Annotated in this window: 15 protein-coding genes; 13 read left to right on the forward strand and 2 right to left on the reverse strand. The window is 75.4% G+C overall.

Going from position 1 to position 14,848, the window contains the following annotated elements:
• Positions 1 to 528 precede the first annotated feature (528 nt).
• The 6 genes from KLI87_RS16280 (at position 529) to KLI87_RS16305 (ending at position 6,746) form a co-directional block, all read left to right on the forward strand.
• Positions 529 to 1,722, forward strand: coding sequence for a hypothetical protein (locus tag KLI87_RS16280; protein ID WP_156221032.1), 1,194 nt, complete (start codon positions 529 to 531; stop codon positions 1,720 to 1,722).
• Positions 1,723 to 1,739: 17 nt separating this feature from the next.
• On the forward strand, positions 1,740 to 2,519 hold the full coding sequence (locus KLI87_RS16285) for a hypothetical protein (protein ID WP_214617743.1): 780 nt from the start codon (positions 1,740 to 1,742) through the stop codon (positions 2,517 to 2,519).
• Positions 2,516 to 4,030 (forward strand): NADH-quinone oxidoreductase subunit NuoF family protein, encoded by a 1,515-nt coding sequence (locus tag KLI87_RS16290; protein WP_214617744.1) that lies wholly within the window; start codon positions 2,516 to 2,518, stop codon positions 4,028 to 4,030. The genes KLI87_RS16285 and KLI87_RS16290 overlap by 4 nt, the downstream gene beginning before the upstream one ends.
• Before the next feature lie 124 nt (positions 4,031 to 4,154).
• Entirely contained in the window at positions 4,155 to 4,790 is a 636-nt protein-coding gene (locus KLI87_RS16295; RefSeq protein WP_250903913.1) for a DUF4142 domain-containing protein, read from the forward strand.
• A gap of 46 nt (positions 4,791 to 4,836) precedes the next feature.
• Positions 4,837 to 6,045, forward strand: a complete 1,209-nt coding sequence (locus tag KLI87_RS16300) for a DUF1996 domain-containing protein (protein WP_214617745.1) — start codon at positions 4,837 to 4,839, stop codon at positions 6,043 to 6,045.
• A 41-nt stretch (positions 6,046 to 6,086) separates the two neighbouring features.
• Complete coding sequence (locus KLI87_RS16305) at positions 6,087 to 6,746, forward strand: NAD(P)H-binding protein (protein ID WP_156221028.1); 660 nt, start codon at positions 6,087 to 6,089, stop codon at positions 6,744 to 6,746.
• Positions 6,747 to 6,750: 4 nt separating this feature from the next.
• Here the strand turns inward: KLI87_RS16305 and KLI87_RS16310 are convergent, their stop codons facing one another.
• Positions 6,751 to 8,541: a long-chain fatty acid--CoA ligase gene (locus KLI87_RS16310; RefSeq protein WP_214617746.1), complete on the reverse strand. Its 1,791-nt coding sequence runs from the start codon at positions 8,539 to 8,541 to the stop codon at positions 6,751 to 6,753.
• Positions 8,542 to 8,814: 273 nt separating this feature from the next.
• Here KLI87_RS16310 and KLI87_RS16315 point away from each other — a divergent pair, with 273 nt between their 5' ends.
• From KLI87_RS16315 to KLI87_RS16340, 6 genes are all read left to right on the forward strand, one after another.
• Positions 8,815 to 9,516 carry a copper homeostasis protein CutC gene (locus KLI87_RS16315; RefSeq protein ID WP_156221027.1) on the forward strand — a complete coding sequence of 234 codons (702 nt, stop codon included), beginning with the start codon at positions 8,815 to 8,817 and terminating at the stop codon, positions 9,514 to 9,516.
• A 51-nt stretch (positions 9,517 to 9,567) separates the two neighbouring features.
• Positions 9,568 to 10,335: a metallophosphoesterase gene (locus tag KLI87_RS16320; RefSeq protein WP_156221026.1), complete on the forward strand. Its 768-nt coding sequence runs from the start codon at positions 9,568 to 9,570 to the stop codon at positions 10,333 to 10,335.
• A 40-nt stretch (positions 10,336 to 10,375) separates the two neighbouring features.
• A complete protein-coding gene (locus tag KLI87_RS16325; RefSeq protein ID WP_156221025.1) occupies positions 10,376 to 10,810 on the forward strand; it encodes an SRPBCC family protein in 435 nt (144 codons plus the stop codon).
• Positions 10,811 to 10,874: 64 nt separating this feature from the next.
• Positions 10,875 to 11,174: a hypothetical protein gene (locus KLI87_RS16330; RefSeq protein ID WP_214617747.1), complete on the forward strand. Its 300-nt coding sequence runs from the start codon at positions 10,875 to 10,877 to the stop codon at positions 11,172 to 11,174.
• Positions 11,175 to 11,191: 17 nt separating this feature from the next.
• A complete protein-coding gene (locus KLI87_RS16335) occupies positions 11,192 to 12,160 on the forward strand; it encodes an ROK family glucokinase (protein WP_156221024.1) in 969 nt (322 codons plus the stop codon).
• Entirely contained in the window at positions 12,157 to 12,882 is a 726-nt protein-coding gene (locus KLI87_RS16340; protein WP_214617748.1) for an endonuclease/exonuclease/phosphatase family protein, read from the forward strand. Before KLI87_RS16335 ends, KLI87_RS16340 begins: the two co-directional genes overlap by 4 nt.
• Before the next feature lie 35 nt (positions 12,883 to 12,917).
• Here KLI87_RS16340 and KLI87_RS16345 read toward each other — a convergent pair whose 3' ends face one another.
• On the reverse strand, positions 12,918 to 13,727 hold the full coding sequence (locus tag KLI87_RS16345) for a hypothetical protein (protein WP_214617749.1): 810 nt from the start codon (positions 13,725 to 13,727) through the stop codon (positions 12,918 to 12,920).
• A gap of 377 nt (positions 13,728 to 14,104) precedes the next feature.
• On the opposite strand from KLI87_RS16345, the gene KLI87_RS16350 reads away from it, so the two are divergent.
• Positions 14,105 to 14,836 (forward strand): 1-acyl-sn-glycerol-3-phosphate acyltransferase, encoded by a 732-nt coding sequence (locus KLI87_RS16350; RefSeq protein ID WP_156221023.1) that lies wholly within the window; start codon positions 14,105 to 14,107, stop codon positions 14,834 to 14,836.
• Positions 14,837 to 14,848 lie beyond the last annotated feature (12 nt).

Genomic DNA, 14,848 nt, shown 5'->3' on the forward strand with positions numbered 1-14,848 from the left:
CCGGACGCGCCGTGGGCGTATGCTCCCGGGTGATCGACCGGACCCGCGAGGGTCCACGAGGCAGCGGTGGGAGCGGAGCGGGCTCCCGCGCCGCGGCCTCGACGTCTCACATGTCTCATCGGGACCACCGAACAGGTCGGCGTTCGCCGAGCCCTCCCCTCCTCCACAGGAGAGGGCATGGTGCGACGCGACACCCGGCATGCGTCACGGCACGCGCATGCTTCATCTCGCGCGCGGACGTCCGCGCGCCCCCCATCGGGCCCGGGGCGACCGGCCGAGGAACCGCAGTGGCCCGAGGGGTCCTGGTGGGCCCGGCAGCCCGGATGGACCGGGGCCCGGCCCGCGGCCGAACCCCGGCGCGCGGCCGAACCCCGGTATCCGGCTGAGCCCCGGTATCCGGGTGAGTCCCGGCGTCCGGCTGAGCCCCGGCGTGCGGGCGGGCACCGGGCGCGGCGCGCCCCCGGGCCCCGGGCGCGGCCGCGCGGCGGGCGGCGGGGGGCACCCGACCGGCTGAGCATCGGCGCGGTCGTGCTGTCGTGCGTCGTCGGCCTGTCGCTGCTCGGCGTCGTCGAGCGGGCGCTGCTGGACGGCGGCACCGTCGGCGCGTCCGGAACGGTCGGCGACGACACCCCGGCACGAAGCCACCGGGAACGCGCCAAGCCGGGCAGGCGCGAGGCTCCCCGGCGGACCCCCGGCCCCTCCGGCGGCCCGGCCGCGCCCGCCGCGCCCGATCCGGCGGTGCTCACCGCGCGGGTGCGGGAGTTGACGCTGGAGCAGCGCGGCGCGACCGCCCGCCGCTCCTACGGCGCCGCGCCGTCCCGCCCGCCCGTCGTGGACACCGCCCGCACCAGCGCCGACGGGACGTGGGCGTTCGGCACCACCGCGATCCCCGTCCCGGCCGCCAGCGCCGCCACCCCCGAGATCGCGTTCTTCGCGGCGCGGTGGCGGCGCGGCCGGTGGGAGATCGGGCTGTCGGGCGGCGCGGCGTTCACCGGCCTGCTGTCGGCGATGCCCGCGAGCCTCATGTCGGCGGCCGAGGCGGGCGCGCTGCGCCGCTACGCCGCGCTCACCGCCGAGGGGGCGAACGCGCTGGTCAACGGCAGCCGCACCGGCGACGGGCTGATGCTGCCGTGGAAGAGCGGCGCCGTCTGGTCGATGACCGCCGGGGAGCCGCCGGGCGGCGCGGCCGGGCGCCCGCTGGGCTCGCTGGCGTTCTCGGGCGGGGACGGGCGCGTCCTGTCCTCCGGCGCCGGACGGCTCTACCGGTTCTGCGGCGACGCGGCGGGCCGCGCGCTGGTCATGGTGGTCCACCGCAGCGGCCTCGCCACCACCTACTACCGGGTGCGGTCGGTGCCGCGGCTGCGCGACGGCAGCGTCGTCGGGCGCGGTGAGCCGATCGGGCGGACCGGCACCGACCTGCCCTGCGGCGGCGCCGCCGCGCCGCGTCCGCAGGTCGGGTTCGACCTGCGGCGGGGCACCGAGAGGGTCCCGCTGGACGGCGCGCGCATCGGCGGCTGGACGTTCCGGGAGCGGGCCGAGCCCCTCCTCGGGTTCGCCGAGCGCGGCGACCTCCAGGTCCTCCCCGGGGGGCTGCTGGCCAACCTCGGCCCGGTCCCCGCGGCGGACGACCCGCCGCCATCGCCGCTCCCCGGCACCCCGCCGGAGGACGGTACGCCAGGTCGGGCGAAACCGGGCGGCGCGCCGTCGCCGTCCGCGACGTGAGAAGAGGAGTCCGAGCGGTGCGAACACGCAACAGCGATGAACCCGCGGTGCCGTCCTGGGCACTGCGCGCGGTGCTCGTCGGCGCGGTGGCGGTCCTGGTCGGCGCGGCGACCCCGCCGGGCGCGGCCGCCGCGGCGAACGTGCAGTACTTCCTCTCCTTCTACGCGGGGGTCTTCACCCTGCTCGCGATGACCGCGGCCGTGATGAGCGGGCTGCTGGCCACCGAGCGGCTGATCCTCGGCATCCGGCACCGCGTGCTGGCGCAGGGCGTGCACCGCGCGTCCGCCGTGCTCGCGGTGGCGATGGTGGTCGCGCACATCGCGGTGAAGGTGGTCGGCGGGCTCGCCGCCCCCGAGCAGATCGCGGTGCCCGGCCCCGGCGCCGTCGGCCTCGGCACGCTCGCGTTCGAATTGATGCTGCTCGTCGTGGTCACCGGCCTGCTGCGTCCGCGGTTCGCGTTCCGGGGGCGCCCGTGGGTGTGGCGGATGATGCACGCCGTCTCCTACGTCTCCTGGCCCCTCGCGATCGTGCACGGCCTCACCGCCGGGCGGGTCGCCGCGAACTGGGTCGTGCTCAGCTACGTGCTGAGCGTCGCGGGCGTCGCGCTCGCGCTGCTCACCCGCATGATCGTGGTGGTGCGGCCGCGGGAGGTGCGGCGCGCGGGCGAGGACGCCGGCGAGCGCCGCGCCGCGCCCGGCTCCCGCACGGCCCCCGGCTCCCGCGCGACCGTCGCCGACCCGCGCGGGATGCGCGTGCCCCCGGCGGGGCGGGGCCATGACAGCGAGGCCCTCCGATGACGCCCCCGGTCGCGGTCTCCCATCTCGGCGGGCCCCGCCTGACGCTCGGCTTCGACCGGTTCGACCGGCTGGACCTCGCCCGGCACCTCGCCGTGCACGGCCGGCTGCGCGCCCCCGGCCTCGCCGACCTCGTCGAGATGGCCGAGCAGGTCGACCTGCTCGGCCGGGGCGGCGCGGGCTTCCCGTTCGCGCGCAAGCTCACGGCCGTCGCCGCCCGGGTGCGCCACCCCGGCGCGGACGACCTCCCGCCGCTGCCGGGGGAGCGGCGCGGCGCGCGCGGCCCCAGCGAGGACGTCGTGGTCGTGGTGAACGGCGCCGAGGGCGAGCCGGGCAGCGCCAAGGACCGGGTGCTGCTCGGCCGCGCGCCCCACCTCGTCCTGGACGGCGCGCAGATCGCCGCGTCCGCGCTCGGCACCCGGCGGATCGTCGTCGCCGTCGAGGACGGCGAGGCCGCCCGCTCGGTCCGCGCCGCGATCGCCGAGCGGCGGATGCCCGCCCGCGTCGTCCGGCTCACCGAGCGGTTCATCTCCGGGGAGAGCGGCGCGGTCGTCCGCGCGATCAACGGGGAGGCGCCGATCCCGCCGGGGGTGAAGGTCCGCGCCGCCGAGTCCGGGGTGGACGGCTGCCCGACGCTGCTGTCCAACACCGAGACGTTCGCGCAGCTCGCCGTGCTGGTCTCGCTCGGCCCCGACCTGTACGCCTCGGCGGGCGGCGAGGACGAGCCGGGCACGACGCTGCTCACCGTCGGCGGGACCCGGGTCGTCGAGGCGCCGCTCGGCACGCCGCTGCGCGCCGTCCTGGAGCACTGCGAGGTCCCGCCGTCCCCGGGCGTGCTCGTCGGCGGATACCACGGCATGTGGCTCGACCCGCCCGCCGCGGCGCGGGCCGTGCTCTCGCGCGCCGGGATGCGGCGGGCGGGCGGCACCGTCGGCGCCGGGATCATCCTGCCGCTCGCGCGCGGCACGTGCCCGCTCGGCGAGGTCACGCGCATCGCGTCCTACCTCGCCGCGCAGTCCGCCGGGCAGTGCGGGCCGTGCCGGCTGGGGCTGCCCGACGTCGTCCGGTCGCTGACCGCGCTCGCCGACGGCTCCGGGACGGTCGAGGACGTGCGGCGCGCGGCGGGCGTCGGGCGGGGCCGGGGCGCCTGCACCCACCCCGACGGCACCGCGAGGTTCGTGCTGTCGGCGGTCGAGGCGTTCGCCGGGGACATCGACGTCCACCGGCAGGGCGGGACCTGCGGGCAGCCGACCTACGGGGTGCTGCCGCTGCCCGTCCCGACCGGCGAGGAGGGCCGCGTCGCGATCGACTGGAGCCGCTGCGACGGGCACGGGCTGTGCGCCTACCTCGTCCCTGAGCTGATCCAGCTCGACCGGTACGGCTTCCCCGTCGTGCTCGGCAGCGACATTCCGGCCTGGATGGAACGCGACGTGGCCAAAGCGGTGGCGATGTGCCCCGCGCTCGCGCTGCGCGTCACCGGCGGAATCACGGGAAGTGCGGCGCGGCGTCCATGACCGGCCAATCCTCCGCGATTTTCCATCGCGAATCGGTGAACCCCGGGTTCGGCGCGGTGCGTACCTCCTGGCGACCCGCGCCGGGTCGGTCCGGCGACATTTCCGAAAGGAGGACGAGGCCGTTTTGAGGAAGAGCCACGGTTTCGCGCGGGTGCGCCGGCGCCGCCGCCACCGCGTCGGCCGCGCCCTGCTGCTGCTGGCGGTGGCGGCCGCCGTCGCGGGCGCCGCCGCGGTGGTCCTGCGCCCCGGATACGGCGGTGCGCCCGCCGACGGCGCGACCCGGGGAGGTACGACCCAGACCCGCTGGGGCCGCCTCAGCGCGCTCGACAGGGTGCTGCTGGTGAAGGTCCGGCAGGCCGGGCTGTGGGAGATGCCCGCAGGCCAGCAGGCCCAGCAGCGCGCCGCCAGCCCCCGGGTGCGGGAGGTCGCGGGGATGATCATGGAGCAGCACATGCGGCTGGACGCCGACACCCGCGCCACCGCGGAGCGGCTCGGCGTGATCGTGCCGAACCAGCCGAACGGCACCCAGCAGAGCTACCTCCGGGAGCTCTCGCACAAGATCGGGGCGGACTACGACCGGACGTTCGTGCTGCGGCTGCGCTCGGCCCACGGGCAGGTCTTCAGCGTCATCGCCAAGGTCCGCGCGCAGAGCGAGAACACCGAGATCCGCGCTTTCGCGGAACGGGCGCTGAAATTCGTCAACACCCATATGTCACTGCTGGAGAGCACGGGCCTGGTGACTAAATCGGCCCTGCATTGAACGGCACCGCATTGAGGCTTTCCGCCCACACCTAGGGAGTTTTTCCATGGGAAGAAGGAAGAAGGCGCTCGCCGCGATCGTCCCGGCGCTCGCGCTCGTCGCGACGGCGGCCGGGACGCCCCCGGCGGGGGCCGCGCCGATCGGAGGCCGCGCGGTGCTCGCCGCCGGCCCGTCCGATCCGCCCTCCTCCGACCCGCCGCCCCCCGACCCGTCCGCGAGCCCGTCGGCCGATCCGTCGGCGGAACCGCCCGCCGACGCGTCCGCCGATCCGTCGGCGGGGCCGCCCGGGGAGCCCTCCGCCGAACCGTCCGCGGAGCCGCCGGACCAGCCGACCGCCGCGCCGCCGCAGGGGCAGGGCGGGCAGGCGGTCAAGCAGGGGCCGAACCGGAACCAGTTCGCCGACATCCGCCGGGCCCCGCGCGTGCGGCAGCCCCGGCAGGGCCGGGGCGGGTCGCGCGGCACCTTCACCTCGAACTGCGGGCGCAACGAGGGCCAGCGGCACAGCAACCCCGACAACGTGATCGTGGCGCCCGGCGTCCAGAACGGCGCGCACCACATCCACGACTACGTGGGCAACGAGTCGACCGACGGGTTCTCCACCGACCAGAGCCTCGCCGCCGCCGGGACGACCTGCACCAACGGCGACAGGTCCACCTACTACTGGCCGGTCGTGCGGCTCCGCGCCGGGCGGGACGGGTCGGACGCGGCGGGCCAGAGCAAGCAGGACGGCAACACCGGCTCCGTCGTCACCCCCTCGTCCGTCCAGCTCCGGTTCATGGGGAACGCGCGGGGCAGGGTCGCCGCGATGCCGGAGTTCATGCGGATCGTCACCGGCGACGCCAAGGCCGGGACGAACGGCCCGGGCAACGCCCGCTCCCAGTGGACGTGCACCGGCTTCCAGGACCGCGCGTTCACCGACCGGTACCCGCTGTGCCCGCGCGGCAGCCGCGTGACGCGCGTGCTGAACTTCCCGAGCTGCTGGGACGGGCGCAACTCCGACAGCGCGAACCACCGGGACCACGTCGTCTTCCCCGACCCGCGGACCGGCGCGTGCCCGCAGGGGCGCCAGGCCGTCCCGCAGCTGCGGATGACCCTGACCTACGCGGTCCCGGCGCGCGCGCTGGCGTTCGCGCTCGACACCTTCCCCGAGCAGGGCCACGACCCGGTGACCGACCACGGCGACTTCATCAACGTGATGCCGCCGGACCTGATGCGCCGCGCGGTCGGCTGCGTGAACTCCGGCCGCCGCTGCTGAGGTCCCGGGTCCCCGGCCCGTCCGGCCGTAGGATCGCGGGCATGAACGTAGTGATCGCGGGCGGGCACGGGCAGATCGCGCTGAGGCTGGCGAGGCTGCTGGCCGCGCGGGGGGACACGGTGCTCAGCATGATCCGCAACCCGGCGCACGAGGAGGACGTGCGGGCGGCGGGCGCCGGGCCGGTGCTGTGCGACCTGGAGTCGGCGTCCGTCGAGGAGGTCGCCGACGTGGTGTCGGGCGCGGACGCGGTCGTGTTCGCCGCCGGGGCGGGGCCGGGCAGCGGCGCCGCCCGCAAGGACACCGTGGACCGGGCCGCCTCGGTGCTGCTGGCGGACGCGGCGGAGCGCGCCGGGGTCCGCGACTTCGTGCAGATCTCGGCGATGGGCGCCGGGGAGCCGCCCGCCCCCGGCCGCGACGACGTCTGGGCCGCCTACATCAGGGCCAAGGGCGAGGCGGAGGACGACCTCCGCGCGCGCGGAGCCCTCGACTGGCTGATCCTGCGCCCGGGGCGCCTCACCGACGACCCCGGCACCGGCCGGGTCCTCCTCGCCGAGCCGCCGGTCGGGCGCGGTGAGGTCACCCGCGACGACGTCGCGGCGGTCGTGGCCGCGGTGCTGGACGCTCCGGCCGCCCGCCGCCGCACCCTCGACCTGCTGGGCGGCGACACGCCGGTGGAAGCGGCGGTCGCCGCGCTCTCCTGAGCGGTCAGGAGTCGTAGAGCGCGTCGATCTCGGCGGCGAAGTCGCGCAGCACCACGCCGCGCTTGACCTTGAGGCTGGGCGTCATGTGCCCGGCCTCCTCGGTGAAGTCCACGCCGAGCACGACGTACTTCTTGACGGCCTCGGCGTGGCTGACCGCCCGGTTCGCGGCGGCGACGGCGGCGTCGATCTCGGCGACGAGGTCGGGGTCGCGGCGCAGCTCGTCCACCGTGGCGCCCGCGGGCTTGCCGTGCCGCTCCTTCCACGGGCCCAGCGCCTCGTCGTCCAGCGTGATCAGCGCGCCGACGAACCTGCGGCCGTCGCCGACGACCAGGCACTGGCTGACCAGGGGGTGCGCGCGGATCCGGTCCTCCAGCGGCGCGGGCGCCACGTTCTTGCCCGCCGCGGTGACCAGGATCTCCTTCTTGCGGCCGGTGATGCTCAGGAAGCCGTCGCCGTCCAGGGAGCCGAGGTCGCCGGTGTGGAACCAGCCGTCGTCCAGGGCCTCCTTGGTGGCGGCCTCGTTGTTCCAGTAGCCGCTCAGGATGTTGACGCCCCGGACGAGGACCTCCCCGTCCTCGGCGAGGCGGACGTCCACGCCCGGGATCGGCGGGCCGACCGTGCCCATCCTGATCTTGGTCGGCCGGTTGACGCTGACCGGCGCGGTCGTCTCGGTGAGCCCGTAGCCCTCCAGGATCGTGATGCCGACGCCGCGGAAGAAGTGCCCGAGCCGCTCGCCCAGCGCGGCGCCGCCCGACACCGCGTACTCGACCCGCCCGCCGATCGCCGCGCGCAGCTTCTTGTAGACCAGCACGTCGAAGACCTTGTGCCGGACCGCCAGCCCGAGGCCGGGGCGGCCGGAGTCCAGCGCGCGGCTGTAGGCGACCGCCGTCTCGGCCGCCGCCTTGAAGATCCTGCCCTTGCCCTCGGCGGCGGCCTTCTGCTCGGCGCCGTTGTAGACCTTCTCGAACACGCGGGGGACGGCGAGCAGGAACGTCGGGCGGAACGTCGCGAGGTCGGGCAGCAGGTTCGGGACGTCGCTGTGCCCGAACACGACCCCGGCCTCGACGCACGCCACCTCGATCATCCGCGCGAACACGTGCGCGAGCGGCAGGAACAGCAGTGTCGAGCTGCCGTCCACGGTGATCTCGGAGATCGCGCCCTGGACGGCGTTGCGGGCCGTCCGCAGCAGGTTCCCGTGGGTGATCTCGCAGCCCTTGGGGCGCCCGGTGGTGCCCGAGGTGTAGATGAGCGTCGCGGTGTCGGCGGTGTCGCGGGAGGCGCGGCGCTCCTCCACCACGTCCCGCGCGACCTCCTTGCCAAGGCGGACGACCTCGGCGACGCCGCCCGCGTCGATGCCCCAGACGTGCGCGAGGTCCGGGAGCGAGCCCCGGACCTCCTCGATCGCGGCCTCGTGCGCGGCCGTCTCGGCGAACACCGCCCTGAGACCGGAGTCGCCGGCGATCCACTCGATCTGCTCGGCGGAGGACGTCTCATAGACCGGCACCGAGACCGCGCCCGCCGCCCAGATCGCGTAGTCCAGCAGCGTCCACTCGTAGCGGGTCCGCGACAGCAGCCCGACCCGGTCGCCGGGCTCGATCCCGGCGGCGATGAGGCCACGGGCCACGCCCGCGACCTCGTCCGCGAACTCGGCCGCGGTGACCGAGCGCCACGCCCCGCCGCCCCGTCTGCGCAACACGATCACGCCGGGTTCCCGCGCGGCGCGGGTGAAGGGCGCGTCGGTCAGATTGGCGGAGTCGGGGACCTCCACCATCGCGGGGACGCTGAACTCGCGCACGGCCCACTCCTGTTGTCGGTCGTCTGTTGTGGCTAGGCGGGACGGCGGGGGAGTCGTCTCCGGCTCCTCCGCAGCCGATGATACCCACGGGTAGGTAACAGACCGCCAGCAAAACGCCGCCAACCAGGGCGTGCGCGGCATCGCGGAGGCTTTCGAACGCCCGCCGGAGGCGGCTGCTAACGGCACGGCAAAGACCGCCCGGCCACCCGTGGCGGGCGCCGTGCCGTGGCCTACCCTTGGTGTCGCCGGACACCTGGGACTCGGGGGATCGCCATGTCGCTGCTTGAGGTGATCGCGCTGACCGCCGACGACGCGCGCGCCGCGCAGGACGGCGGCGCCGACCGGATCGAGGTCGCCGCCGACATGGCCGCGGGCGGGCTCACCCCCGATCCCGACGTCGTCGAGGCGATGCGCCGGGCGACGTCGCTGCCGATGCGGGTGATGCTGCGCGCCAACGCCGGGTTCCGCACGACCGGCGCCGAACTCGACCGGCTCCGGGACGCCGCCGCGCGCCTGGCCGGGTCGGGCGTGGACGGCTTCGTGCTCGGCTTCCTCGACCCGCTCGGCCAGGTCGACACCGCCGCGATCGACAAGCTCGCCGCCGTCACCGCCCCGCTGCCGTGGACGTTCCACCGCGCCCTCGACAACGCCGCCGACCCCGCGCAGGCGTGGGAGGTCGTCCGGGGCCTCGGCGGCGGGCTCGACACCGTCCTCACCGCGGGCTCGGCGCGCGGCGTGGACGCGGGCGTCGACGTCCTCGCCCGCCGCGCCCAGCGGGACGGCGACTCCGCGAGCATGATCCTCGCCGGCGGCGGGCTGCGGCGCAGGCACGTCGCCGTCCTCGCCGCCGCCGGCGTCAGCGCGTTCCACGTGGGCGGCGCCGTCCGCCCCGACGGGGCCTGGGACGCCACGGTCGACGCCGCGCTCGTCGCCGAGTGGCGCTCGCTGGTCTCCGCCGCCGCCGACGGCGCCTGAGCGGCGCGCGGGCGGCGTTCTGGCCGCCTCTCGGCCGATTAGAGTCGGTTCATGAGGATCCACGTGGTGAGCGACGTCCACGGCCGCGCGGACGCGCTGAGGAGCGCGGCCGACGGCGCCGACGCCCTCCTCTGCCTGGGCGACCTGATCCTGTTCGTCGACTACTCCGACCACGGCCGCGGGATCTTCGCCGACCTGTTCGGCCCGGAGGCCGCGAGCCGTTTCATCGCGCTGCGCGACCAGCGGCGCTTCGACGAGGCGCGGGAGTTCTCCCGGACGCTGTGGACCCGGCTCGACGGCGAGCCCTGGCCGCACATCGAGCGCGCCGTGGACCGCCAGTACGCCGAGCTGTTCGCGGCCATGCCCGCCCCCGCCTACCTCACCTACGGGAACGTCGACGTCCCGCACCTGTGGGCGCCGCACCTGCGGGACGGGCACCGCGTCCTGGACGGCGAGACCGCCGAACTCGGCGGGCTGCGGTTCGGGTTCGTCGGCGGCGGCCTGCGCACCGAGTACCGCACCCCCTACGAGCTGGACGAGGACGCCTACGCCGCCAAGGTCGAGGCGGTCGGGGCCGTGGACGTGCTGTGCTGCCACATCCCGCCCGCCGTCCCCGAACTCCTCTACGACACGGTCGCGCGCCGGTTCGAGCGGGGAAGCGAGGCGATCCTGGAGGCGATCCACCGGACCCAGCCGAAGTACGTGCTGTTCGGGCACGTCCACCAGCCGCTCGCCCGCCGCGTCCGCCTCGGACGCACCGAATGCGTGAACGTGGGGCACTTCAGGGCCAGCGGGGTGCCCTACGTGCTGACGGTGTGAAGATACTTCCTGTGAGGACCCCGTCCGGAGGGAAGCGCGCATGGCCGACCGCACGAGTTCGTCGATCAACGTGAAGGCGGCGAAGGCCGAGATCATGGCGGTGATCGCCGATCTCGGGAGCTATCCGCGCTGGGCCAGCGGCATCCGGGAGTTCACCGTCCAGGAGACGGGCGGCGACGGGCGGGCCGAGCGGGCCCGGCTCACCTTCGACGGCGGGCCGTTCAGCGACACGGTCGGGCTGGCCTACACCTGGGCCGGCGACGACCGCGTCACCTGGGACCTCGTGGAGAAGGGCAACGTCGTCACCGGCCTGCACGGCTCCTACACCCTCACCGAGGCGGGCGGCGGCACCGAGGTGACCTACGAGCTGGCCGTGGACGTGCGGGTTCCCATGCTCGGGATGGTGAAGCGCAAGGGCGAGAAGCGGATCATCGACTCCGCTCTCAAGGGGCTCAAGCGACACGTTGAGAGCTGAGTGGTTCGTTCCCTGTCGCGGGGGCGATACCGTTTCACGCCGACAACGGATGGAAAATGTGGTCATGACCGATCAGCCGGGTGGTGTGCGGGGCCGGGCGACCGCCGAGGACGTCCAGCGTGCCGCCACGGAATGCCGGTACCGCCCGATCCGCCGGGCGACGGCGCTCGGCCGCGCTGGGGACCGCCGCGGCCGCGGCGGGGAGGGGTCAGGGGGCTTCTGGGCGGGTACGTCCGATCGGTCGGGCCCGTCGCGTCCCGAGGGGAGCGGCCGCCCGCAGCGGGAGGACGCGTGGTCGCCGGCCACCGCCGGCGATCCCACCGACATCCGCCAGCGCGGTACGCGCCCCTGCCGGGACGCGTGAGGAGGAGGAAGCGTTACATGGCCCTGACCATCGGCGTGGATGTGGGCGGCACGAAGGTGGCCGCCGGGGTCGTCGACGACCGGGGGAGGATCCTGGAGAAGGTCCGCCGGCCGACCCCCTCGACGAACCCCAAGGAGACCGCCGACGCCATCGCCGAGGTCGTCGACCTGCTGAAGGGCAAGTTCGAGGGCGTCTCGGCGGTCGGGCTCGGCACCGCCGGGTTCGTCGACGAGACCCGCTCCACCGTGCTGTTCGCCCCCAACCTGGCCTGGCGCGACGAGCCGATCAAGGAGAAGGTCGAGAGCCTGGTCGGGCTCCCGGTCGTGGTCGAGAACGACGGCAACGCCACCGCCTGGGGCGAGGCGAGGTTCGGCGCCGGACGCGGCGAGAACTTCATCGTGCTCGTGGCGCTCGGCACCGGCATCGGTGGCGGCATCATCATCAACGGCGAGCTGTACCGGGGGCAGTTCGGCATCGGCGCCGAGATGGGCCACTTCCGCGTCGTCCCGGACGGGCGGCGCTGCGGCTGCGGCAACCGCGGCTGCTGGGAGCAGTACGCCAGCGGGAACGCCCTCGTCCACGAGGCCCGCGACCTCGCCCGGGTCGCCCCCGCGATGGCGGGGCGGCTGCTGGAGCTCGGCGACGGCAGGCCCGACGGGATCAGCGGCCCCGAGGTCACCCAGGCGGCCCGCGAGGGCGACAAGGCGGCGCTGGAGTGCTTCCGCACCGTCGCGCACTGGGCGGGCCAGGGCCTCGCCGACCTCAGCGCCATCCTCGACCCGGGCGCGTTCATCATCGGCGGCGGCCTCTCGGACGCCGGGGACCTGCTCCTCGACCCCATCCGCGCCGCGTACGGGAACGCTCTGACGGGGCGGGGCCACCGCCCGGTGTCCGACATCCGCATCGCCGAACTCGGCAGCGCCGCCGGGATCGTCGGCGCCGCCGACCTGGCCCGCGCCCGCACCCGCGAGGACGCGGTCGTGTGACGGGCGCCCCCGCCCGCGGCTCCGGCGTCCGCGTCCTGAGCTACAACGTCCGGTCGCTGCGCGACGACCCGGCCGCCGTGGCGCGGGTCGTCCGCGGGATCGGCCCGGATCTGCTGCTCCTCCAGGAGGTCCCGCGCTTCTGGGACTGGCGGGTCAAGCGCCGCAGGCTGGCCCGCGCCTGCCGGATGGAGATCGCCGCCGGGCGCCGCGCGTGCGGGCTGGCCGTGCTGGCGGCGCCGGGCGTCCGGCGGGTGGGGCGCGAGTTCCACCTGCTCAGCCCCGTCCCGGGGCTGCACCGGCGCGGGCTCGCGATCGCCGTCGTGGAGGTCGGCGGCGCGCGGCTCGTCGCCGCGTCCACCCACCTGGACCTGATGGAGGCGCCGCGCCTGCGGCACACGCGGGAGGTCCTCGGCCACCTGGAACGCGCCCGCGACCGCTACGGCGCGCCCGTCGTGCTGGCGGGCGACATCAACGAGGAGCCGGGCGGCCCGTCCTGGACGATGTTCACCGGGACCTTCCAGGACGCCCACGCCGTCGCCCCGGACGGCGGCGAGCCGACCTTCTCCGCCCGCGACCCCCGGCGGCGCATCGACGCGGTCTTCGCCGACCCGCCGGTGGAGGTCCTCGCGTGCGGCGTCCCGCCGGACCCGGACGGCGACCACGAGCGCGCCACCGACCACCGCCCGCTACGCGCCGACCTGCGCCTCCCGGCGGGCTCCTAGACGACGACTCCCGGCGGGCTCCTGGACAAGGGCTCCTAGACGACGGCTCCGTCGTCGGGATCGCGGGGCTCGTCGCCCATCCGCAGGACGAGGGTGACGAAGCCGCCGATGAACGCGGCGACCGCGAGGAAGGCGGCCCAGCCGGGCACCTCCCAGTCGAGGATGACGGTGATCAGCAGGTAGACGGGGCCGCCGATGAGCGCGATCCAGGCGCCCTTGGTGAGGGGGTCGGCGGTCGGGAGCGGGGGCGGCGGCGGGGGGACGTAGTGGCCCTCATCGTCGTCGTCCGGGGGGAACTCGGGCGGGTCGTCGGTGTCGATCACGCGGGCGCGGGGCAGCCGGCCGGTGCGGTCCTCGCCCTCGGCGGGCGGCGCGGAGGGCTCGTCGATGTTCTCCTGGTCGGGCCAGGGGTTCTCGTCGCCCTCGGGGGCGGTGTCGAAGCCGGCGACGATCTCGGCCCAGATCGCGTCCTCGTCGCGTTCGGCGGTGTCGCCCTCGGGCGGGGAGGCGGGGGTCGGGGCGGGGGTGTCGGCGTCGCGGTCGGCGAGGTCGGTCTCGGGCTCGGAGCCGCGCACGGAGGCGTCGCGCAGGCGCGCGAGGTGGGCGCGCAGGATGCCCTCGGCGGCGGGCTTCATCTCGACGTCCACGTAGAGCCGGTCGAGGACGTCGCCGGACGCGGGCTCGCCCGCGAGGTCGGGCAGGTCGGCGAGCCCGGACGGCGACGCGGCGTAGGCGGCGACGCCCGCCTCCCCGAGCGCGGTGAGCATGGCGTCGGCGAGGTGGGGGGCGAGGTCGACCAGGGGGGCGTAGGTGTCCGCCGACAGTCCGTTGCCGCGGCGGTTCACGGAGCCGGCTCCTTCGACTGCACCGGCATGACGGCCTCCGCTCCCCGATGGTCATGTGCCCGGCGGTACGCGGTGGCACCCACGGACACCCCGAAACGTGAGTCCCACGGTATTCGCTGCGCCGCCCGGGACAAGCCCCCGGGGCACACCCGATTGAGATTTCGTACAGAGCCTACGTTCATGTCGCGGCCACCCGCGCCCGCGCGGACGGACGGGGCCTGTTCGCCGCGCCGTTCCGGGTGCGGCTCCTGGGGCTGGTCGCGGCGGCGTTCGACGTGTGGGCGCCCACCGGCCGGGATGCGAGGATGTCCCATCATCTCCCCTCGGGGACTTAACCTTGCGCCCGCGGGCTCGCGCGGTCGGAGGAAGGTGTCGGCATGCTCTGGTTCTGGATCCTGCTGAGGATCGTTCTCACACCCATCATGTACGCCGGGTGGTGGCCGCGGAACCGGGGCATGCGGAACGTCCCGAAGCGGGGCCCCGCGCTGCTGGTCAGCAACCACCTCTCGTTCGCCGACCACTTCTTCGGGCCGCTGCCGCTGCTGCGCCCCATCTTCTTCATCGGCAAGGGCGAGTATTTCACCGGCCGCGGGATCAAGGGCCTGGTCAGCAGGGCGTTCTTCACCGGGGTGGGCGTCGTGCCGGTGGACCGGACGGGCGGCTCCTCGGCCGAGGCGGCGCTGCGGACGGGCCTGCGGATCCTGTCGGAGGGCAAGCTGCTCGGCATCTACCCCGAGGGGACCCGGGCACCCGACAACCGCCTCTACCGGGGCAAGACGGGCGTCGCGCGGCTGGCGCTGAAGTCCCGGGCGCCGGTGGTCCCGATGGCGATGATCAACACCTTCGAGCTGATGCCGCCGGGACGGCGGTTCCCGAGGTTCGGGATCAGGCCCGGGGTGCGGTTCGGCGCGCCGCTGGACTTCTCCCGGCACTACGGCCGCGAGGACGACCACGACGTGCTGCGGGAGATCACCGACGAGATCATGCAGGCGATCCGGGACCTGTCGGGCCAGGAGTACGTGGACCGCTACGCCGCCGACGTCAAGGCGGAGCTGGCCGGGGGGCCGGCCCGGGACGCCGAGGACGACGGCGGCTTCGGAGGCGGCTGAGGCCCTTCGGGC

This window comes from Actinomadura sp. NEAU-AAG7 (genome assembly GCF_018603865.1).
GTDB lineage: Bacteria > Actinomycetota > Actinomycetes > Streptosporangiales > Streptosporangiaceae > Spirillospora > Spirillospora litoris.